At 65.4% G+C, this 20,433-nt stretch carries 19 protein-coding genes; 13 read left to right on the top strand and 6 right to left on the bottom strand.

The window, feature by feature from the left end:
- Nucleotide 1: 1 nt before the first annotated feature.
- A complete protein-coding gene (ric, locus tag KF886_20350) occupies nucleotides 2-736 on the top strand; it encodes an iron-sulfur cluster repair di-iron protein (GenBank protein ID MBX3179712.1) in 735 nt (244 codons plus the stop codon).
- Nucleotides 737-812: 76 nt separating this feature from the next.
- Here ric and KF886_20345 read toward each other — a convergent pair whose 3' ends face one another.
- The gene (locus KF886_20345) at nucleotides 813-1,295 is read right to left on the bottom strand and encodes a MarR family transcriptional regulator (GenBank protein ID MBX3179711.1); all 483 of its coding nucleotides are present in this window, start codon (nucleotides 1,293-1,295) and stop codon (nucleotides 813-815) included.
- Between the two features lie 206 nt (nucleotides 1,296-1,501).
- Here KF886_20345 and KF886_20340 point away from each other — a divergent pair, with 206 nt between their 5' ends.
- From KF886_20340 to KF886_20295, 10 genes are all read left to right on the top strand, one after another.
- The gene (locus tag KF886_20340) at nucleotides 1,502-1,840 is read left to right on the top strand and encodes a hypothetical protein (GenBank protein MBX3179710.1); all 339 of its coding nucleotides are present in this window, start codon (nucleotides 1,502-1,504) and stop codon (nucleotides 1,838-1,840) included.
- A 141-nt stretch (nucleotides 1,841-1,981) separates the two neighbouring features.
- On the top strand, nucleotides 1,982-2,416 hold the full coding sequence (locus KF886_20335) for a hypothetical protein (protein ID MBX3179709.1): 435 nt from the start codon (nucleotides 1,982-1,984) through the stop codon (nucleotides 2,414-2,416).
- 156 nt (nucleotides 2,417-2,572) lie between these two features.
- On the top strand, nucleotides 2,573-3,751 hold the full coding sequence (locus KF886_20330; protein ID MBX3179708.1) for a hypothetical protein: 1,179 nt from the start codon (nucleotides 2,573-2,575) through the stop codon (nucleotides 3,749-3,751).
- A 1-nt stretch (nucleotide 3,752) separates the two neighbouring features.
- Entirely contained in the window at nucleotides 3,753-4,391 is a 639-nt protein-coding gene (locus tag KF886_20325; protein MBX3179707.1) for a hypothetical protein, read from the top strand.
- Nucleotides 4,388-5,407, top strand: coding sequence for a hypothetical protein (locus tag KF886_20320; GenBank protein MBX3179706.1), 1,020 nt, complete (start codon nucleotides 4,388-4,390; stop codon nucleotides 5,405-5,407). The genes KF886_20325 and KF886_20320 overlap by 4 nt, the downstream gene beginning before the upstream one ends.
- On the top strand, nucleotides 5,404-5,925 hold the full coding sequence (locus KF886_20315) for a hypothetical protein (protein MBX3179705.1): 522 nt from the start codon (nucleotides 5,404-5,406) through the stop codon (nucleotides 5,923-5,925). Before KF886_20320 ends, KF886_20315 begins: the two co-directional genes overlap by 4 nt.
- A gap of 21 nt (nucleotides 5,926-5,946) precedes the next feature.
- The gene (locus tag KF886_20310; protein MBX3179704.1) at nucleotides 5,947-6,786 is read left to right on the top strand and encodes a hypothetical protein; all 840 of its coding nucleotides are present in this window, start codon (nucleotides 5,947-5,949) and stop codon (nucleotides 6,784-6,786) included.
- Between the two features lie 182 nt (nucleotides 6,787-6,968).
- Entirely contained in the window at nucleotides 6,969-7,379 is a 411-nt protein-coding gene (locus tag KF886_20305; GenBank protein ID MBX3179703.1) for a BlaI/MecI/CopY family transcriptional regulator, read from the top strand.
- 1 nt (nucleotide 7,380) lies between these two features.
- Nucleotides 7,381-11,385: a carboxypeptidase regulatory-like domain-containing protein gene (locus KF886_20300; GenBank protein ID MBX3179702.1), complete on the top strand. Its 4,005-nt coding sequence runs from the start codon at nucleotides 7,381-7,383 to the stop codon at nucleotides 11,383-11,385.
- A gap of 258 nt (nucleotides 11,386-11,643) precedes the next feature.
- A complete protein-coding gene (locus tag KF886_20295) occupies nucleotides 11,644-12,093 on the top strand; it encodes a hypothetical protein (protein ID MBX3179701.1) in 450 nt (149 codons plus the stop codon).
- Between the two features lie 119 nt (nucleotides 12,094-12,212).
- On the opposite strand, the gene KF886_20290 is transcribed toward KF886_20295, so the two are convergent.
- Nucleotides 12,213-12,812: a four helix bundle suffix domain-containing protein gene (locus KF886_20290; GenBank protein ID MBX3179700.1), complete on the bottom strand. Its 600-nt coding sequence runs from the start codon at nucleotides 12,810-12,812 to the stop codon at nucleotides 12,213-12,215.
- A gap of 15 nt (nucleotides 12,813-12,827) precedes the next feature.
- On the opposite strand from KF886_20290, the gene KF886_20285 reads away from it, so the two are divergent.
- Nucleotides 12,828-12,974 (top strand): hypothetical protein, encoded by a 147-nt coding sequence (locus tag KF886_20285; GenBank protein ID MBX3179699.1) that lies wholly within the window; start codon nucleotides 12,828-12,830, stop codon nucleotides 12,972-12,974.
- Nucleotides 12,975-13,100: 126 nt separating this feature from the next.
- On the opposite strand, the gene KF886_20280 is transcribed toward KF886_20285, so the two are convergent.
- The 3 genes from KF886_20280 to KF886_20270 all read right to left on the bottom strand — a co-directional run bounded on the left by KF886_20280 (nucleotide 13,101) and on the right by KF886_20270 (nucleotide 19,231).
- Nucleotides 13,101-14,588, bottom strand: a complete 1,488-nt coding sequence (locus tag KF886_20280; protein MBX3179698.1) for a DUF1501 domain-containing protein — start codon at nucleotides 14,586-14,588, stop codon at nucleotides 13,101-13,103.
- A gap of 404 nt (nucleotides 14,589-14,992) precedes the next feature.
- A complete protein-coding gene (locus tag KF886_20275) occupies nucleotides 14,993-15,679 on the bottom strand; it encodes a hypothetical protein (protein MBX3179697.1) in 687 nt (228 codons plus the stop codon).
- Between the two features lie 246 nt (nucleotides 15,680-15,925).
- On the bottom strand, nucleotides 15,926-19,231 hold the full coding sequence (locus KF886_20270) for a DUF1553 domain-containing protein (protein ID MBX3179696.1): 3,306 nt from the start codon (nucleotides 19,229-19,231) through the stop codon (nucleotides 15,926-15,928).
- Here KF886_20270 and KF886_20265 point away from each other — a divergent pair.
- Nucleotides 19,214-19,549, top strand: coding sequence for a hypothetical protein (locus tag KF886_20265; protein MBX3179695.1), 336 nt, complete (start codon nucleotides 19,214-19,216; stop codon nucleotides 19,547-19,549). The genes KF886_20270 and KF886_20265 overlap by 18 nt on opposite strands.
- Here the strand turns inward: KF886_20265 and KF886_20260 are convergent.
- Nucleotides 19,527-20,360 carry a hypothetical protein gene (locus KF886_20260; protein ID MBX3179694.1) on the bottom strand — a complete coding sequence of 278 codons (834 nt, stop codon included), beginning with the start codon at nucleotides 20,358-20,360 and terminating at the stop codon, nucleotides 19,527-19,529. The two genes, KF886_20265 and KF886_20260, sit on opposite strands and share 23 nt — an antisense overlap.
- Between the last annotated feature and the right edge of the window lie 73 nt (nucleotides 20,361-20,433).

The following is a 20,433-nucleotide window of genomic DNA, read 5'->3' as shown; positions in this document are numbered from 1 at the left end:
CATGAGCACCATTACCGCAACCCAGACCGTCGGCGAACTCGTCACGGCCCACCCGTCCCGCTCGCGCGTCTTTGAAGCCTTCCAGATCGATTACTGCTGCGGCGGCAAGCGCTCGCTGGAGGAGGCCTGCCTGAAAAAGGGCGTCGACATGGACGCCGTCCTCGACGCGCTCCACCGCTCCGACGCCCGCCGCGCCGCCGGCGACGAAATCGACGCGGCGGCGATGCCGCTGGACGAGCTCTGCGACCACATCGTGGAGCGCCACCACGAGTACTTGCGCCTGGAACTGCCCCGGCTGATCCAGATGTCCCAGAAAGTGGCCAAGGTTCACGGCGACCGCGATCCGCGCCTGGAGGAACTGGCGAACACCGTCCAGGGGCTGGCGGGCGAACTCGACAGCCACACGATGAAGGAGGAATACGTGCTGTTTCCCGTCATTCGGCTGTTCGCGCGCCAGGAGGGCCTGCCGCCCATGCCCTTCGGGACCCTGTCGAACCCGATTCACGCCATGGAGGCGGAACACGACGACGCCGGCGGTGGGCTAGAGCGGATCGCGGAACTGACCGACGACTTCACGCCGCCGGACTGGGCCTGCAACACCTACCAGGCCCTCCTGGATGGCCTGCACGACCTGGCGATGGATCTCCACCTCCACATCCACAAGGAGAACAACGTGCTGTTCCCGCGGGCGATGGAAGAGGAGGCGCGCCGCCGCCCCGCCATGCACTTCGCGTGAAATAATCGTCACCAGAACCGCGGGCGCGATCCCCAATGCCGGGTTCGCGCCCGCGCTGCTTCCTGGCGGAGACGACTCAATGTTTCTCCTGGCAGGAGGGACAATGGGCCCGCATCTTTTCCAGCAGCGCGATCGCCGATCGAAGTTCGGCGTCGTCCATGTGCGCCAGCAGCTCGCGGTTCAGCGCGGTCACGGGCTCGTCGAGATCCGCCAGCAGGCGCCGGCCCGGCTCCAGCAGGGTCACGCTGATCACGCGGCGATCCGCATCCGAGCGCGTCCGGCAGACCAGGCCCAGCTTTTCGAGGCGGTCGATCAGGCCCGTAATGGCGGGGACGACCGTGACCATGCGCGCGCCGATTTCGAGGATGGGGAGGGGCTCCCCGGCCCCCCGCAGGATGCGCAGCACATTGTACTGCTGGCCCGTGATGCCATGGGCCCGGAAGAGGCGGGTAAAGGCGATCTGGATGTGGTCGGCGGTGCGCTGGAGGTTGAGCAGGGCTTCCTCGGCGGCCGAGGAGAAGCCCCGCGACTGTTTAATTTCGGATTGTAACGGGCTCATGGCGTTAGTTTACCGCGAATTCATTGACAGGTCAAACAATACCGGGCCGCCAGGGGCGCAGGAAGCGTGTTTCCGTAAATACGGATTTGCATTTTACCGGAAATGCGGGTACAATCCCGGTGGAGCGGTTAATCCAGGCCAGCGGACCGCACCGGAGCCCAGGCGCGCCCGAAATCCCCGGTGGCCAGACTCGAAAGGAAATGGACATGCTGGAAATCAACCTGGGTAACAAGACGTTGGTGTTCGGTATTGTGATCGCGCTGATACTGTCCTACGGGATGGTCAATTTCAATTCCATGCAGCGGGCGGAAATGGCGTTCCCGAAGGCATCCGCCGCGGTTCGCGTTCCGCCTCCGATTCCGCCGTATACCGCGGTCGCCGAGGTCGCCGAGGTCGCCGAGGGGACCAAGACCACCGAGGCCACGGAGGAAACGGGCAGCGAGGACGACGCACAGGCGCCCCACGCCGCCAGCTCCGGGGACGCGCAGGCCGTACAGGGCTGGAGTGAAGAATCCGTTCGCCGCACCGCACCCCGCGATCGCTGAGCGGCGCCGCGCCGACGAATACGCACGGATTGCGCGGCCCATGGTCGGGGCTCGCCTGGTGTGGGGTCCATACTGGATTCCGAGATTACGTGTTGACACGGCCGTGCATCCGTGGTAGCCTCTTGGTGTAGAGGGTTTATCATGCGAACGTGCAATCGGGTTGTGTGGAGCGTCTTCTTCGCCCTGCTCGCCAACGTGGCGAGCGGGCTCGGCGCCATACCCGCGCCCGGCGCTCCCCAGGTTTCGCACGATGTCTGTGCTCTTCAGTTTGGCGCGGGCGAGGCCGGTGCGGGAGACCTTTCGGCGCTTCAGGGGCTGATGGGCATCGCGTCCGGCGAAGCGCCCCCCTCCGGCGAGTTGCGCGCCGGCCCGATTCACCAGGCTACGTTGGATATGGAGCGCACGCGGGTTCTCCGCCAGGAGAAACAGGCGATACCGGTCCCGGCGCGCGTACGCCTGTCCGGGGCCGACCTGGCGCCCGCGCGATCCGCCCTTCCTATACGTTCTCTCGCGCCGCCGTGTGCGCCGCGCGCATTGCTTCCCCTGGGCCCGCACGCGCCCCCTTTTCTCGCCTGATGCTTCCCGCCCGACCGCCCGCGGTTTGCGGCGGGGAAGCGTGATCCTGTTCGCCAATCGACACGGCGCCGCGGGACCGGCTCAGCGATCCTACGATCATCCGCTGAATCCCGGACTGAAGTGCGCGCCTCAGCGACTCCTTCGCGAGAAAATTCCATGGACCCCATGATCGAATCCGAGCACCCGTCCAGGTTACGGCGGCGTTTTGCCCGCCGGCGCGCCATCGCCTGCATTGCGATTGGTTTGGCGTGCTCCTGGGCCGCGTACGCGGCCGTGGTGAGCATGCAACAGCCCACGCGCACCGGCGGGATGGTTGAGACACCCGTGCTGCTGTACACGGACGAGCGCGATCCCGTTTCGGGCATCGTGTTTGACGTGCACTATGACCCCGCGCGCTTTGAACTGGTCGGCATCACCCCGGGGGGCGCGGCGACCGACGCCGGCAAGGAGATCGTGGTCTCGGCGCCCCGGGCGGGGAGCGGGCGCGTCCTGATTACGGGATTCAACGACACCGCGCTTTACGATGGACATGTTGCGACCATCGTGCTGCGCCCACTACAGGCGGGGATGTCGCCGGAGGGTCTGACGCTCGACCGGGCGCTTGCCACGGACCCCTTCGGCAATGCGGTCAATCTTGATATCGAGGATCTCCTGAACCCGCCCCCGGCGTCTCCCGACAAGATAGCGGCGCCCCGGGAGGAAGAGGGCGGCGTCGAGGAGCCTCTGGAGGATTTCGGAAGCGAAGGCTCGCCGGAAGCGGCGGACTCGGTTGCGGAGGCCGCGGAGGCGACCGATGGCGCGCCGGAGCGGTCAACCGCTTCAGGCCCCGGCGCGCTCGCACTGGATGATCCGTCGGGCCCGGCCGCCGATCGGGGCCCCGGCGCACCGGTCACGCGCGCGGCCGGAACCTGGGTGGACCGCGTCCCCCCGGAATCGGAGCGTCCGCCCCGCTCGGACGTGTCGACCGTTCGTCAGGGTTTCGCGCCGTCCGCGCCGGGTACTGGTATACCCGCGCCGGCCGCGGGATCGGAACCGGCGGGAACCAGTGGCGAAGCGGGGCGCCCGGGGGCGTATGGCCGTGCGCCGGAGGCGGCGGGGTCCGCCGCCAGCGCTCCACCGGATGCCCGGCTGGCGCTGGCCGCGCCCATCGCGGCGCCCCGCGCCCCCGTAGCGTCGGGCGATGTTTCGACTTTGGGGAACCCGGCCGATACCGCAGCGTACCCCCGCAGTGCGGCGCTGATCGTCACTGGCGTCGCCGCGCTTCTCTTCGTCCTGCTGTTCGCCGGGCGCGCCGGATTGATTGCTCCCGGGCGCGCGCGGCGCGGGAGGCGCTAGTATGCGCGGTGTGTTGATCATCGTTATTGTCCCGCTGGCGCTGGCGGCTGGGGGGTCCGTACGCGCCGCCACCCTCGGGATCGATGTGTCGCGGGCCACGATATCCCCTGACGGGATCGTGGCGCCCGTGGTGCTCGCATTGCCCGGCGGGGAAAGCGTGGCAGCGTTTCAGATTGACGTTACGTATGACGCCGACGCCTGGCGCTTTCTGAAGGCGGAGGCCGGCGAGGTCGCGTCCCGCGCGGAGAAGTCGGCCCAGGCGCACGAGCGGCGCCCCGGGGTGGTGCGCGTTGTGGTAGTGGGCTTCAACCGAAACGAGCTCGGCGGCGGCGAAGTGGCGCGGCTGTTCTTCGCGCGCGAGGGCGGCGCCGGCGCTTCCGGCGCGGTGCGGCTTGACGGCGCGGTGCTCAGCGATCCCTTTGGGAATCCTGTTGCGGTCACCCTGACCAGTGATGTGCTGGTGGTTGATGGCGACAAAGCGATCGCCGTGGCGTCGGGCGCGGCGCGCGCGGTATCCACGGGCTCCGGCCCGGCGTGGATCATCCGCTATCGCGCGCTCCTGTTTGCGGTATTTGTGGTGGGGATTACCATGGCGCTGGCCCGCAGCCGGCCGCGCCGGCGGAAAGGTCGTGCCCGGTGAAGTATTATTCGGCGCTTGTTTCCCTTGTCCTCGCGGGGCTGGTCTGCCTGCCCGCCGCGGCCATTCTGCTGTCGCTCGACGACACCAGCGCGAATCCCGGCGACGTGGTAACCCTGCCGATATGGCTGGAGGCGGAGGGCGCGGACGTTTCCATTGTGCAATTTGACCTTTTGTTTGAAACGGCCGCCCTGGCGGTGGGCGACGTGCGGATTGGACCCGCCGCGGAGGCCGCCGACAAAGATGCCAGCATTACGGCGCGGCCGGATGGAAGCACGCGCGTCATTATTTTTGGGTTCAACCAGAACGAGATACCGGATGGGGTGATTCTCTACGTGGATTTTGACGTCGCGATGGGGGTTCCCAATGGTCCCTTGATGGTGACGCTGGCCAACGTGTTGATATCCGATCCGCTGGGTTTTTCTCTGGTGGCGCAAGTGAATCCCGGGACCATCGAGGTTCTGGGCGGCGCGGTGGAAGGCGAAGGTGAAGGTGAAGGTGAAGGTGAAGGTGAAGGCGAAGGGGAAGGCGAGGGTGAAGGTGAGGGTGAAGGTGAGGGCGAAGGTGAGGGTGAGGGCGAAGGTGAGGGAGAAGGCGAAGGAGAAGGGGAAGGGGAAGGAGAGGGCGAAGGCGAAGGCGAGGGAGAAGGTGAGGGAGAAGGTGAGGGTGAAGGTGAGGGTGAAGGTGAGGGTGAAGGTGAGGGTGAAGGTGAGGGTGAAGGTGAGGGTGAGGGTGAGGGCGAAGGCGAGGGCGAGGGCGAAGGCGAAGGTGAGGGTGAAGGTGAGGGTGAGGGTGAGGGTGAAGGTGAAGGTGAGGGTGAGGGCGAAGGTGAGGGAGAAGGCGAGGGTGAAGGCGAAGGCGAGGGTGAAGGCGAAGGGGAAGGAGGCAATGGAAAAATCCCAGGATGCGGACCCTCGACGGAGAATTCTGGCCATGTTGCCTGGTGGGTTGCGGACCTTCTTGTACTGCTCGCGTGCATCGCGTTGCTCGCGACGTGGAGGGAGCGGGCTCGGTCATGAGAATTCTGGGCTTTCGATATAACGTGCGTTTCGGGACCGGCGAAAGTGGCCGCTGGCGTCTGCGTCTGGTCGTCATGGTCGTCGCGGCCCTGGCGGCCAATCTTCCGGGGGTGGACGGCTCGCCCGGCGCGCGGGCGGAGGTGTTGACGCTTCAAGGTGCGCTCGGCGCGCTTTCCAGTGTGGATTCACAGGCTTCGGCTGCGCGCACTGGTGTGTTGGATATTCAGCGCCTGTTCGGAGCTTCCGAGGGCGCCGATGCCGAGGACGGCGCGACGGTTTGGGGCGCGACAGCGTGGGCGACATTGCCGCCATCGTCCCGAATGCCGGCCCCGGAATCGGCATTCGCGAACACCGAGCTGGGCGAAGCGAATGGCGACGCCGAGCAACCGACTATCGGATCGGAGCAGTCGCCGCCCGCCCAAGCGGGCAATCGCTTTCGCTACCGGTATCATCTACTTGCGAACGCGCCGCCGAGCGGGGACGCCCCATCCGAACACTCTTTCACGCATATGAATTGACCTTAACATGGAGATAGCACCATGAAATGGATGAAAGACCGCCGGGCAACGGCGCTTGTGTTGCTGCTTGCCCTCTGCATGGCCCCCCTGGCGATGGCGCAGGACGGGGATCCCTTTGAGATCATTGGCGATGTGGACAACGACGGGATTATCGGCCCGACGGATATTCAGCACGTCATTAACGGGGCGCTGGGACTGAACGACGAGGGCCCGGAGGCGATTAACCGGCCGCTGCGGCAGTATATCGTCGCGAGCCCGCGCGCCTCGCTCGCGCCGCGGCCCGGGCCGTCGGGGGGCGAATGCGATGTGGTCGGCGCGGCGACCAACTTCCACCGCGAGAACGGGCGGCTGCTCGTGCGCGCCGGCACCGGAATTGCTTTCCGCTTCGACCGGAATGTCGAGGGGGTATGGCACGGCGACGCCTGCGGCCTGATCCGCAGTGAGCTGGTCTTGCACATTCGCAGACTGGAACCCGGGACAGCGCCCGGGGCCGCGGTACCGGAGAATAGCTGGGAACCTCTCGGGCGCGACGGCGCGGCGCACCGGCTCTGCGGGCCGGCGGTGGCTACCGCGAACATTGGCGTGCGGCGGCTTTTCGAAACGCCGGGCGATTTCGTGGTGCGCAGCACCATCCGGACCTTCGCCATTCCCGAGAGCGAAGTGGTCGAGGAGGGCGAGCGCCCGCGCTTCTGCGGCGCCGCGCGCGATGTGGACGTTGTCTTCACGCATGTGCGCGTCGTGGATCAGGACGCCACGGAGGATCAGTTCCGCTGGCAGGTGGACAATGATTCTCCGACCATCGGCCGGCGCTTCGGCGATCGCCTGCAGAACGGCGAGGGCGAGGACGTGGCGCTGCCGTAGGCGTATAGTAGAATAGCCGTAGTCCGCGCGCGGGCCGTCTGGAAACGGGCGGCCCGCGCTTTTTTGTGTGGCGGGGGAGCAGGGGCCGAAAAAAGTGATTGACAACCGCCCGTTTTTCCGCTATAAATATAGATGAAGTTGATAATTTTAGTGAACTGCTGTGAAGATAAAGGAACTGGGCTGTGGCAAATCGAATCAAGAATACGCCGCGCGACCTTCCGCCCCTGTCGCGCCTTGAGCAGCGGGTGATGGGCATTGTGTGGAACCTCGGAGAGTGCGGATCCAGCGAGGTCATCGAAGAATTCAACCGAACCGAGCGCCTGGCGGAGTCCACCATCCGCACGGTTCTGGCGAATTTGCGGAAGAAGGGCTACGTTGAACTCGTTCCGACGATTGCGCGGCAGCACCGCTTCAGGCCGGCGGTGAGCCGCGAGAACGTGGGGAAGCGCACGTTGCGGGACCTGGTATCCGGATTCTTCGGCGGTTCGCCGCGCCAGGTTCTCTCCTGTCTAATCAAGGAGGAACGACTCAGCGACGAGGATCTGGAGGCGCTCCGGAAGCTGATCGAGGAGCAGCAGGGAAAGGGCAAGTGAGATGGTTGACACCGCGGTCCTTCTGGGGACCTTCTTCGAAACGTGGCCCCTTTTGGGCCGCCTCGCTTTCGCCAGCCTGGAGTTGTGCGCGCTGGTTCCGCTGCTGGCGCTGGCCATTAAGTGTGGTGCGATCCGCAGCCATCGGATCCAGTCGCTGCTCTGGGCCATCGTACTACTCAACGCGCTCGTTGCCGTAGCCTTTCGCGCGCCGTTCGATCTGGCGGTGCTTGATAGCGCATCGCGCGGAGCCTCTCCCGTCGCCGTTGGGTCCAATAATCTCTATACGCCGCGACTGCTGGACTCCCGGCGTGTGGGTCCGGAGGCTGGAATTCCGGCGTCGGCCGTGCGCGATATCAAGACCGCGATGGCGGCACCGGCGGGGGTGGCGCCGCCAAAGGCAGCGCGGAAAGCGGCTCCCTGGCGGGGATACTCTCCCGCGGCGTGGCTGATAGGTTTCTGGGTCGCGGGCGCGGGCGCGCTGCTGGCCTGGCTGCTGGTCGAGCAGATTCGCCTCCACGGTTTGCGGCGGCGGACGCGGGCTCCCTCACGGGCTCTTCTGGCCGCCTACGAGGCCGAGCTGGAGGGAGCGGCCCGTTGGTGGACGCCGGCGCTTCGCGTTACCGAGGAGTTGGAGACGCCGGCGATTGCCGGAATAGTTCGCCCGGTGATACTGGCGCCGCAGTGGCTGGAGCGGGAGGGCACGGCGGAGCAATGGGCGTGGACGCTGCGGCACGAGCTGACGCACTGGCGGCATGGGGATACGTTGGGCCAGATGCTGCGGCTGGTCGCGCAGGCGGTCTTTTTCTTTCACCCCTGCGTCTGGTGGGCGGGCAAGCGCTGGGAGGAGTCGGCCGAGCTTGCGTGCGATCGCGCGCTGCTCAAGACCGAGCACGACGCGGTGGGCTATGCGCGCGAGCTGTGCGAATTGCTGGGCATGATCGGGAAACGGCAACGTCCGTTGATGTCGGCGGGGCTCTTCGCGAGCCGGAGCCATATCGGGCGGCGTATTGAGACGCTGCTTGGGGATCCGTTCTCGCACCCGGACCGGCTGCGTCTGTGGCAGCGCGCACTGACGTGCTGCGCGCTTGTCGGGCTTCTGAGCGTCGACCCCGGTGTGGCCGGCGCGCGAACCGAGCCAGCGCTACCCCTGGCCTCCGCGATCACGGCGGCCGCGCCGCCCGAAGCCGGCGCGACGCCGGGCGCGCGGGTATTGCGCTTCCCCGAAGACTATTCCATGGGCACGTTGCAGATCGGCGGCGAGAGCGTCGACGCGCGAGGCGCGGTCGAGGCGCCCGCCGGGGCGCCGGTCTATCTTCGTGTGAATGACGCGGGCGCCGCGGACCTTTCGCCGCTGGCGAACTTCGGCGCCACGGATATCCAGTCACTTTCCCTTACCGGAACGGCGGTCCAGGACGAGCAACTTGCCCATATACAAGGATTAACCGGATTGACGCGCCTGGAGCTTCGCGAGACGCCTGTCACGGACGCGGGGATGCAGTATCTTGCCGGAATGACCCAACTCATTCGGCTCAATATCAATAGCACCGACGTGGGGGATGAGGGTATGCGCCATCTCGGCGGAATGACGGCCATGCAGGAGCTTGTCCTGAATCGGACTCAAGTGGGAGATGAGGGGTTGTCGTATATCCGGAATATGTCTAACCTGACCTATCTGGACATGTGGATGCTCGACATCACGGACGAGGGGATGCGGTATCTGGCGGGCCTTCGGAACCTGGACGAGCTCGGGATTGAAGATACGCTCATCACCGATAGCGGGCTCGAGTTCCTGGAGGGGCTTCAACGATTGCGCCGGTTGAATCTGGAAAACAACAACATCACCGACGCGGGGCTGGCGTCGCTTCAGAAACTGCCCAATCTGGCCGAAGTAAGCCTGGCGGACACCTATCTCACCGACGCAGGCATGGCGATCCTCGCGCGGTTTCCGGCGCTACGGGGGGCCATACTCCCGGTGCAGATCGGGCCCGACGGACTGCGGCGCCTGGAGGGGACGGCGGTGGGCAACTATGTGGCCGGGAACGCGGGCCCCCGCCGCGCGGTCACGGTACGCATCACGGGCGAGGGCCGCCCCCTGCCCGATGCGCGCTTCCTGCTTGTGGAGGACTTGGGCCCGGACAACGAAGAGGTCCATGTCTACCGCACGGACGCGACGGGGATGGCCCGGCTCTATATGCCCGATCGGCCCGCGCCCTACCGGCTGCGGGCTTTTGCGGCGGGGTATGTGACCAATGAGGCCGGCTGGGATTCGCCCGCGCCATCCGATCTGCGGCTGGATCTCGAACGGGCAACCTACATCGGCGGTACCGTAGTGGATACGTCGGGCGCCGCCGTAGCGGGGGTGGCCGTATCGATCCCCGTTCTCGGCGGGCACAATTGGGACGCCCAGGAGCCGCTGCCTCACGCGGTCAACACCGACGAAGGTGGACGCTGGAGCTGCGATGTGGCGCCGAAGGATTTGGGGGAGTTCTGGGTCTCACTGGACCATCCCGACTACGCCACTACGACGTATACGGTCGCCGAACTTCCCGTCGCGGCGCTGCGTGACGGCTCGGCGGTACTGACGATCGGCGACGCGATCGGCCTGCCGGGATTGGTGGTCGATGACGATGATGTTCCGATCGCGGGTGCGCGGGTGATCGAACTGGAAAACTGGCGGCAGCGGTCCTTGCGCGCCACGGGCCGTGTCGCAACCTCCGATTCCAATGGCGTTTTCGAAATCAAGCCGATCCGGCCCGGCGAGTCCGTGTTGAGAATCGATGCGGCGGGATTTGTTTCCGGCGCCGAGACGGTCAATGTCACCGCGGGCATGCCGCCCGTCCGCATTGTGCTAACCAGGGGCGGCATGCTGCGCGGGCGGGTGCTGGACGCCGGCGGGAACCCCCTGGGGAAGATTCAGGTAAGCGCTTCGGCACGGTCGGAGACTGGGGTCAGCCTGGGCGGATTCAGTGGAAAGACCGACGGCGAGGGCCGGTTTTTATGGTCGGAGGCGCCCAACGCCACGATCAGCCTCAGCTTTTACCGAGAGAATCCGCACGCGCCCAATGGAGATGACTACCATCACCTGCCGGACGTGAAGGCGGGTGAAGAGGAGCAGGTCTTCACCGTGCCCTTCGCGCCAATGCCGCAGGGTATCGCGGAGGGCCAGGCGCTCATCGACCGGTATAACCAGATGCACGCGCCGGAGCAGATCGGCGATGTGGCCTTCCAATTCAGCGTCGAAGAGAACTTTGACCCTGCCGCTCCACCCAAGGTTCGCACCTACAGCGGAGTTCGCGCGGCTGACGGACGCTACAACGAATTGGTGAAATTCGGGCCTGACGGCGATGAGCGGCCGGTATGGCGCGACTCCTGGAATGGAACCACCTATGTCCGTCACGGCCACCCGGGCCCGGGGGATAAGGGCGAGGCGGGGCCGTCGGACTATTTTGTGTCGGGCGAAATGGAGGAGGCCGCCCATCTCGTCGCGTTGGATTGGCTCTTGATCTTCGTCCGCGACCATTCGTACACCAGGCGGTTTTCCGTCATGGGTTATGAGGATGGCGTTGTGACCCTGGGCGACGATGGGGAGGTCGCCATGACCATTCGATTCACCGATACGGAGCGCCTCTATTACGACCGCCTCGAATTTTTTGACGGCGACGGGCGTAGGGTATTTACGGCAGAGGCCAGCGACTGGTCGAATTACAACGATATTTCGTACCCGAATAGCGTTCTGGGGCGTTATACGTATGAGGCGATGCAGGGCGAGTCGAAGTTCAACAACGAGATGATTCTGCCTATTAAGGCGAACGATCCGGAGGCGGATATTTTTGCAATCGAGATACCCGAGGATGGCGCCGTGGTTTTTGATATGGGTGGCGAGCGCAACTCGGTGGCGGCGGCGGAGTTGGACGCTGGGCTGATGGCGCGGAAAGAGTATCTGGAGGCCGTGGCGGCGTGGTCCGGCGGAGGCGACGTTGCGGGACTTGCCCGAAGCGATGAATGAAATTGGTGGGGCGGATGCGTGTTGGCGGCGGAATGGCGCTGGAATCCTGGCGTGGAAATACTTCTGACCACATACGGCTCGGCGGCGTTATATCCGTGGTTGCATTGGGCGCATGTGAGGGCCGCCGGCGATTGGAAAGCGGGCCATTGATCGATTTCGACGGCGCCCGCCATTACGTGATGTGCGCGGCACACAGAAAAGGAGGCGGCAGTGAGGTGTACCGGGAAGAATTCCAGCGCGGGAACGGGGCGTTATGCGGTGGCGGCCCTGATCGTCACGAGCTGGGCAGTTCAGTGCGCGCTCTTCTGGGGCGGCGTCGGACCGCGGCAGGCATCGGCTGCGCGGGAGCAAAGCGAGAGTCGCTGGATATATCGTCTCAATCCGGAGGTGCTCGCGGAGATACAGCACGCGATACGGGTACAACAGGGACAACAGGGACAACAGGGACGGCAGGGAGGGCAGGGACTACAGGGACAACAGGGACAACAGGGACTGCAGGGACTGCAGGGACTACAGGGACTACAGGGACTACAGGGACTACAGGGACAACAGGGACTACAGGGACAACAGGGACAACAGGGACTACAGGGACAACAGGGACAACAGGGACTACAGGGACTACAGGGACTACAGGGACTACAGGGACTACAGGGACTACAGGGACTACAGGGACAGCAGGGACAGCAGGGACAGCAGGGACGGCAGTGACCACAGGGACAGCAGGGGTCGCGAGTACGCCAGGATTAGCGGAAATATCGAGGAGACCATCTTCGAGTTTCGTGGGACTAGCCGTCTCGTGTTTCTGACGTCCCTGTGCCTTTGGCGCGCTACGGTTCGTCGTGCTGTTCCGGGGTATCGCGATCCCGATGCCGCCGCTGGCGATCACGCTCATCGAGCCGTGCGCGGGTCATGCGTTCGCGCAGCCCGCCTTCTTCCAGAAAGGCCGCCTCCAGCTGCTTGATCTGGCGGGTCAGCAGGGCGTATGCGACCTTGCAGAGGCCCAGTATGGCGTTGGCCGAGATGGCGAGGTCTTCGTGTTCGAGCGCCTTTCGGAAGGTCTCATAGTCCGCGTTTGGCGTGCGGAGTAATTCCGAAAGGCGGCGCGCGTAGGGGTGGTCTTTCTCCCACTCCGGAATCCGCCGAACGCGCAGGAAGTCCCGGTAGTCTTCGAGCAACTCACCCAGGCTCGCGCGGGCGACGCTGGTGAGTTTGATCTCGGTCTCCTTGGAGGTTGCGGAGGCCATGCTGCCTTCGGCGATATTCTGCTTTCCAGAGCGCGCGGCCTGGACCATCTGGCCGATGGTGCGGTCGTAGGGGTCGAAGTGGCGTTCACAGAATCGGACCGTGGCGTCGAACACGATCTCGGAGCGCTGGTAGGAGAGGAGTCCGCGGTAGCCCCCGTGCGGCGGGATGAAGCCTTTGGTCATGGTGTGTGGTCTCCTGTGCGGACTACAGGGACTACAGGGACTACAGGGACTACAGGGACTACAGGGACTACAGGGACTACAGGGACTACAGGGACTACAGGGACTACAGGGACTACAGGGACTACAGGGACTACAGGGACTACAGGGACTACCAAAATCTAAGCTAGCTTAGCAGAAAAGGCGCTAATCTGCAAGTGCGAGTTTTCGCCGACCTTGTTGGCGCGCGATTAAAGTCCCTGCCGTCTCTGCTGTCCCTGCCGTCCCTGAAAACTTCCGGCGCCCTCCGCCCTACGCCAGCACCTCCCGGATCACGTGGCCGTGCACATCCGTGAGCCGCCGCTCGATGCCGTTGTGGTAGAAGCTGAGGCGCTCGTGGTCGAGGCCGAGCAGGTGGAGGATGGTGGCGTGGAAATCGTAGATCGTGCTGACGTTTTCCACGGCCTTGTAGCCGAACTCGTCGGTGGCGCCGTAGCTGAAGCCCCGTTTGACGCCCGCGCCGGTCATCCAGGTGGTGAAGCCGCTCGGATTGTGGTCGCGGCCGCTGGCGCCTTTCTGGAAGGTGGGCATGCGCCCGAACTCCGTGGTCCATACCACGAGCGTGTCGTCGAGCATGCCGCGCGCCTTGAGATCCTGGATCAGGCCCGCGGCGGGGCCGTCGAGGATGGGCGCGTGCACGTCGTACTGTTCCTTCAGCGTCTTGTGGCCGTCCCAGTTGCCCACGCCCTCGCCCATGGCGTAGGCGCCGTTGAAGAGCTGCACGAAGCGGACGCCGCGCTCGATAAGCCGCCGCGCGAGGAGGCAGTTCTTGCCGAAGCCCGCCTTGAGTTCGTTGGGGTCGTCGATGCAGTAGAGCCGCCGCGTGGCGGGGCTTTCGTTGCTGAAATCGCTCATGGACGCGGCGCGAAGCTGCATGCGCGCGGCAAGCTCGTAGGACGAGATGCGCGCGCTCAGCTCGGTATCGCCGGGGAAGCGCTCCAGGTGCTTCTCGTTCAGGAACTTCAGGAAGTCGCGCGTGGCGCGTTCGTCGCCGTCGGTAATCGCGGCGGGGCGCGCGAGGTTGGGGATGGGCTTCTGCGCATTGAAGGGCACGCCTTGAAACACGGCGGGGAGGAAACCGGAGGCCCAGTTGTTCGGCCCGGACTGCGGCACGCCGCGCGGGTCCGGAATGGCCACGTAGGCCGGGAGATCGTTCGCCTCGCTGCCGAGGGCGTAGGACACCCACGCGCCCATGCTCGGGAAGCCGTCCAGCGTGAAGCCGGTGCTCATCTGGTTCTCCGCCGGCCCGTGCGTGTTGCTCTTCGCGGTCATCGAGTGGATGAAGCAGTAGTCGTCCGCCATCGCCGCGAGGTTGGGGAGCATGTCGGAGATCATCTTGCCGGATTCCCCGCGCGGGCGGAATTCCCAGTGGCTCTTGGTGAGGTTGCCCTGCTCGCCCTGGAAGGTCACCAGCGCGTCGCCGCCGGGCATCGGCTGGCCGTGGCGCTTGATGAGCTCCGGCTTGTAGTCCCACGTGTCCAGGTGCGAGCACGCCCCCGAGCAGAAGATCACGATCACATTCTTCGCGCGCGGGTGGTGGTGCGGCATGCGCGGCGCCAGCGGCGCGGCCGCGTCGATGGCCGGGCGCAGGGGCGTCGTCGCGGCGGCGGCGGAGAGCATGCCCGCTTCGGCGAGCAGCGCGGAAAGCGCAATGCCGCCGAGGCCCGCGCCCGCGGACTGAAGAAAGCCGCGCCGGTTGAGCAGATGCTGGCCGTCGGGATAGATTTCGTTCGGGGTCATGGTGCGTCGTACTCCTGCACTGCCTGGGTCTCCGGATAGGGTATCAGAAACGGTTGCTTCGGGCCAGCGCGTGAATGGCGGGGTGGGGGTTGTTCCGCTGGAGCGGAACGGTCTGTATTCCCACGGGGGACCGTGGGAACGAGTGGACTCTACGATGCCGGCCTGGTAGCGAGATACACACGCACCCGTGCCGACCCGCACGGGCAAGCCCTTGGGGGCTTGTCCGTGGCACCCCTGATATAGATTTGCTTGCGTGCGTGGGATTGTTTCGCGGGAGCGGAACGGTAATGCGAGACCACGGAGGACCGTGGTAGCGAAAAAAAGCATTTCAGAGACCGCGGACGGGACCCAATCTTGTCCCCGGCGAGTTCGAGTGCCTTGAGGGATAATACACCGACACTTCATCAATCTTTCGGCGTCACGGCTGGCTTCTCCACGTACGGCACCAGGTATTCCTCGCGCGGGGTGTAGGCCTGTCCACGGACGAACAGGCCCTGATGTTCTCTCGTGGCGTCGGACTGGTTGGGGTGTTGTTCGAAGCGCTCTTGCAAAATGATGGTCAAATCCGCGCGCGACAGGACAAGGCAGTCGGTGGCAACCTGCACGGAGCTCCCGAAGAACGACTCGAACCAGCTGCGGAGTTCGCGTGCTATGGGTCCTGCCGTCTGAGATTCCTGTGGCTGCGCGCTTACGAAGAGGGAGATGCCCTGGTAGAACCCGATGGAAGCGGTCTGTATGCCATAGATACTATCCCACGGGATGCGACCGTACGACGTGGGGGCGCTGTGATCCTCGAGGTACTCGTCTGTCAGTATCAGTGCAGGTTTTCTGTCGAACAGTTTCGGCCAGTAGGTAGTGTAGACAATTCCGGAAAACGCGGCCTTCAAAGAGAAAGTTATCGCGGGCGCGTTGATACCACCCAAAATCACCCCGGTGAACAGAAGGAGCAGGAGTTCAAAAAGCACCGCCACCAGAGAGAAGGCAATGATGAACGGTCCCAGAATTGCCCGGATGACTATGGCCTTGCGGTCGAAGGGGATGACCAGCGGACTCGCATTCTTCGGCTGGTCTGATATGGGGCCGGAACGCATCGGGATTCTCCTGGAACGTTGTTGGTTCGTCTTGTTTTACTCTACCATGGGGGCGTGGTAGCGCGATACACACGCCCCCGTGCTGACTCGCACGGGCAAGCCCTTGGGGGCTTGTCCGTGGCACCCCTGATATAGACGTGCTTGCGTGCGTGGGGTTGTTCCGCGGGAGCGGAACGGTCTGCATTCCCACGGAGGACCGTGGGAACGAGTGGAACGGGGACCGTGGGAACGAGGGGGCTGGCTACCTCAATCGAGGTACAAGAACTCGTTCGTGTTGTAGATCGCGCGGCAGAACAGGACCAAGCCGTGTTGCTGGATGAAGGCTGCGGCGGCTTCTTGTTCCTCGGGGCCGGGTTGGCGGGCGTAGGCTAATCGGAAGGCTCTTGCGGCTTGTGCTTCGGGTGCGGGGGCCTCCTTCTCCAGGCGCTGGGCGAAGAGCTCGGCTTGCTGTAGCATGAAGGGGCTGTTGAGGAGGTTGAGGGCCTGCAGCGGGGTGGTGGAGGTGTTGCGCTTGGGCTGGTTTTGCGCGCCGTCGGGACAGTCGAAGATGCCGAAGGTTTCGTCCTGCTCCATGCGGGGTTTGTTCTGGTAGATCATGCGGCGCCACTCTTCGGGGCCGAACTCGTCTTTGGGGTCGTAGACGCGGACGTAGTTTTCGTTGGGCTTGAACACGTTATAGCCGGGGCCGCCCATTTCGAGGTCGAGGACGCCGCTGGCGGCGAGGATGGAATCGCGGATGGGCTCGGCCTCGAGGCGTCGCGGGGGGAAACGCCAGAGGTAGCGGGCGTCGGCGTCGATCCGCAGGGCCTCGGGCCGGGGCGCGCTGGATTGGCGGTAGGTTTGCGAGAGGAGGATGCGGCGGTGGAGGGCCTTGGGGCGCCAGCCGTCTTCCATGAAGGTGACGGCGAGCCAGTCGAGGAGATCGGGGTGGGTGGGGCGCGCGCCCATGGCGCCGAAGTCGCTCGGGGTCTCGACGATGCCGCGGCCGAAGTGGTAGTGCCAGATGCGGTTGACCATGACGCGGGCGGTGAGGGGGTTGTCGCCGCGCGCGAGCCAATCGGCCAGGGCGACGCGGCGCTTTTGCTCGGGCGTGTCATCCGGGAGTTGGAGGGGTGCGCCGACGTGGGCGATGCCGCCGGGGTTCACGGGCTCGCGCTCGGCCATGGGATCGCCACGGTAGAGGAAGTGGGTGGGCTCGGGGTCGACGAAGTTGCCGGCATAGATCTTCGGGAAGTTGACGAGTTCGGCGTGCTTTTCGTTGAGTTCCGCGTCCTGTTTTTTGAGATTCGCCAGTTCTTCGCGATCGGCGCGGTCGAGTCCGGTGGCGAATTGGGGGACGTTGGGCGTCTTAATGCCGAAGGGGGCGCGGTCCAGGGCGGAGGCCACGGCGACCCAGTCCCCGCCGGGCGTGCGCGCTTCGATGGTGTATTGGGTGGCGAGGCGATCCTTGTACTGGCCTTTGCGGTCTCGGCCCCAGACGGCGCGGTCGATGCGGCGGGGTCCGGCGAAATCGATCTGCGCCCAGATGGGGCCTTCGGATCCTTCCTTGTGAATCCAGCTCCGATCATTGCCGTATTCGCCGTCGTTCAGGTGGGCGGTGCGGTGCTTCTCGCCGCCGTATTCGCTGGAGGCGGAGGGGACGCCGCCATTGCCGGCGAGCGCGACGTTCTTGGCGCCGGCATAGACTTCGAGTTCATCGATACAGGGGGCGTGCTGGTTCGCGGCGTGGATGGTGAATCGGAGCGCGGTGGCCTCGATGGCGGGGAAGCGGTCTTCGTTGCGCTCGAAATTCACCGGGGGCCGGAGCTGTGGCCGTTGCGCGGGCGGCGCGGCGCCGATATCGCCGGTTTCCGGGCGCAGGGCGATTAGATCGGCCGTGACCTTGCCCTGGTTATCGCCGCTCCGGAGCAGGATGGCGCTCGACTCGGTAAGGGCGTGGCGGCCGGCATCGAAAAAGCCGCTCCACTCGTTCTCGGCGGTGTCGCCGTCCTGTTGCGCGACGTTGAGGCGCTGGTCGATGGTGGCGATGACCGTTTGGTCGCCGTCCGTGGCGGGATCACCGTCGGCGTCGAGCACATAGGCCACCTGCTTGCAGCGGTCCTTGTCCACGCTCCAGGAGAGATAGACCCGATGATCGCCCGCGGCGTCCGGCTGCCAGGCGAAGACGGTCTGGTTGGTATTCGCCGCCCAGATGGCGTAGCGGTGGCCGGGGTCGATGTCGGATTGGCCCATGACGCCGTATTCCATGGGGCGGACGAGGATGCTGGTGCGCGGCTGGCCCGCCAGCTGGAAGAGGGGGCCGTCGTCGTCGATGGCGGTGAGGTTGAGGGTGGCCAGGGGGGCGAACGCGGCGAGTTTTGCGGCGACCTCGGCGCGTTCGCTTGCGACCTGCTCCGCTTCCGCCAGGCGCGCATCGTAGTCTGGCGGACGCATCTCGCGATCACCGTGCTGCACCCCGGCAAAGAAGGCGCGGACCTGGTAGTAGTCGCGCTGGGAGATCGGGTCGAACTTATGGTCGTGGCACTTCGCGCAGCCTACCGTGAGGCCGAGAAACGCGGCGGTCGTGCGGTTGACCATGTCGTGCAGCTCGCCATCGCGCTGGTTCTTCGTGAGGACGATATCGGGGCTCTTCACCTGGTCCCAGGGCCCGGCGACGAGGTAGCCTGTGGCGGCGTCGGCGCCGAGGGCGTCGCCCGCGATCTGCTCCTTGATGAATTGCGTGTAGGGGAGGTCCTCGTTGAAGGCGCGGATGACGTAGTCGCGGTAGCGCCAGGCGTTGTCGCGGGGCTGGTTCATCTCAAAGCCGTGGGTCTCGGCGAAGCCGACGACATCGAGCCAGTGGCGCGCCCAGCGTTCGCCATAGTGCGGCGACGCGAGGACCTGGTCCACGAGCTTTTTGTAGGCGTTGGGGTCCGGGTCGGCGAGGAAGGCGTCCACCTCCTCCGGTGCGGGCGGCAGGCCGAGGACGTCAAGGTACAGGCGGCGGATGAGGGTGCGGCGATCGGCCTCCCGCGACGGGGCGAGGTTTTGCTCCGCGAGTTTTCGGTGGATAAAGGCGTCGATGGGGTTTTCCGCCCAGATGGGATCGGCGACGGCCGGCGCGGCGGGTTTGACGGGCGCGCGGAAAGCCCAGTAGGCCGGCTCGTTCGCGATGGCCGCCTCGCGGATGGCCTTTGCCTCGGCGCGCGCTTCGGCTTCGGTTGTCCCCGGCCAGGGCGCGCCGACCTGGACCCAGGCTTCCAGCGCGGCAATGTCCGCGTCCGCGAGTTTGCCGTCGGGCGGCATCTTCAGGTCCTTGTCGGTGTAGCGAACCGCGTGGATGATGCGGCTGCTCTCGGCATCGCCGGGAACGAGGGCGGACTTGAGGAATATCTGCGCCAGGGAATCAAGCCGCAGGCCGGATTTCTGGGCGTCGGGGCCGTGGCATTCGAAGCAGTTGTTCTGGAGGATGGGCAGGATCTGCTGTTCGAAGTCGGCGGCGGGCGCCAGGGCTGTAATCGCCGCCAGGAGCACGGCGGCACTTCGGAGCGCGGAATGGAGAAAGCTGGTCATTGTAATAGCGGGTCCTCTCGGGGCGAAGCGCATGTGTTTGCCTGCCTGCTGGGTATGATGGCAAACCGGCGGTGGAGGGTCAACCCGGGGGTGGGGTGTTGGGCGGCAGGCACTACAGGGACTACAGGGACTACAGGGACTACAGGGACTTCAGGGACGGCAGGGACTACAGGGACTTCAGGGACGGCAGGGACGGCAGGGACTTCAGGGACGGCAGGGACGGCAGGGACGGCAGGGACGGCAGGGACGGCAGGGACGGCAGGCGTCGGGTTGCGGTGCGCGGCGCCGGGGCTGGTCAATCAGCGAAGGTCCGTGTGATGAAATCCACGACGATGGGGAGACTTGCGCGGACGAGGTCGAAGGTGTGGCCGCCTTCGAGGATGTGGAGGGTGTGCGGGATTTCGAGTTCGGCGAGGCGGCGGGCGAAGTTCAGGTTCATGGTGCGGTCGAAGGCGGTCGTGCCGGTAATGATGCAGAGGGCGCTGCCGCGGAGCGTTTCGGCCTGGTGGATGGGGTTGAGCGCAGCCCAGGTTTCGGGGTCGGCGGTGAAGCGCTCTTCCGGAACCTCGTAGGACTGGCCCTCGGGGAGGCCGGTGCGCGGGAAGTCGAGCAGGCCGATGATGGGGGCGACGACCGCGAACTGGCCGGGGCGGTCGATGGCGTAGCGGGTGCAGCCGTAGCCGCCCATGCTCCACCCGCTGAGCGCGCGGCGGCGCGGGTCGGTGGAGAGGTTGAGGCGGTCCGTCGCCACGGTGATGAGCTCGTCGATGTAGTCCTGATAGCGCGCTTCGGGTTGCGCGGGAGAATTGATGTACCAGCCGTCGTTACCGTCAGGGAGGACAGTGACGAAGGGCGCGGCGAGGAGGGCTTTGCGTGCGCCGGGGTCGTCGATGAGGGAGCGTTCGGTGCGGCCGCGGCCGTGGAAGAGGAAGAGGACTGGCCAGGGGCCGGCGGATGCGGCGAAGCCCTCGGGGAGGACGGCGCAGAAGGTCTTGTTGGTGTGCAGGGCGGCGCTTCGGAAGGTGATTGAACGGACGCTTCCATCGTGTTCGGTTAAGTCGGTGGCGCCAGTGGCTTGCGCCAGGCAGGCGAGAATTATAATGGGACAGAGTTTTCGTGAAATCTGCATGAATGACGTGGGTTCTGTGTTTGGTTTAATCGCCTTCGGGGCGGGCAATCTCGCGCAGCGCGGCGATGAATCT

Source organism: Candidatus Hydrogenedentota bacterium (assembly GCA_019637335.1).
Lineage (GTDB): Bacteria > Hydrogenedentota > Hydrogenedentia > Hydrogenedentales > JAEUWI01 > JAEUWI01.
The sequence above is the reverse complement of the archived record's forward strand: the minus strand, read 5'-3'. Positions and strand labels throughout refer to the sequence as shown.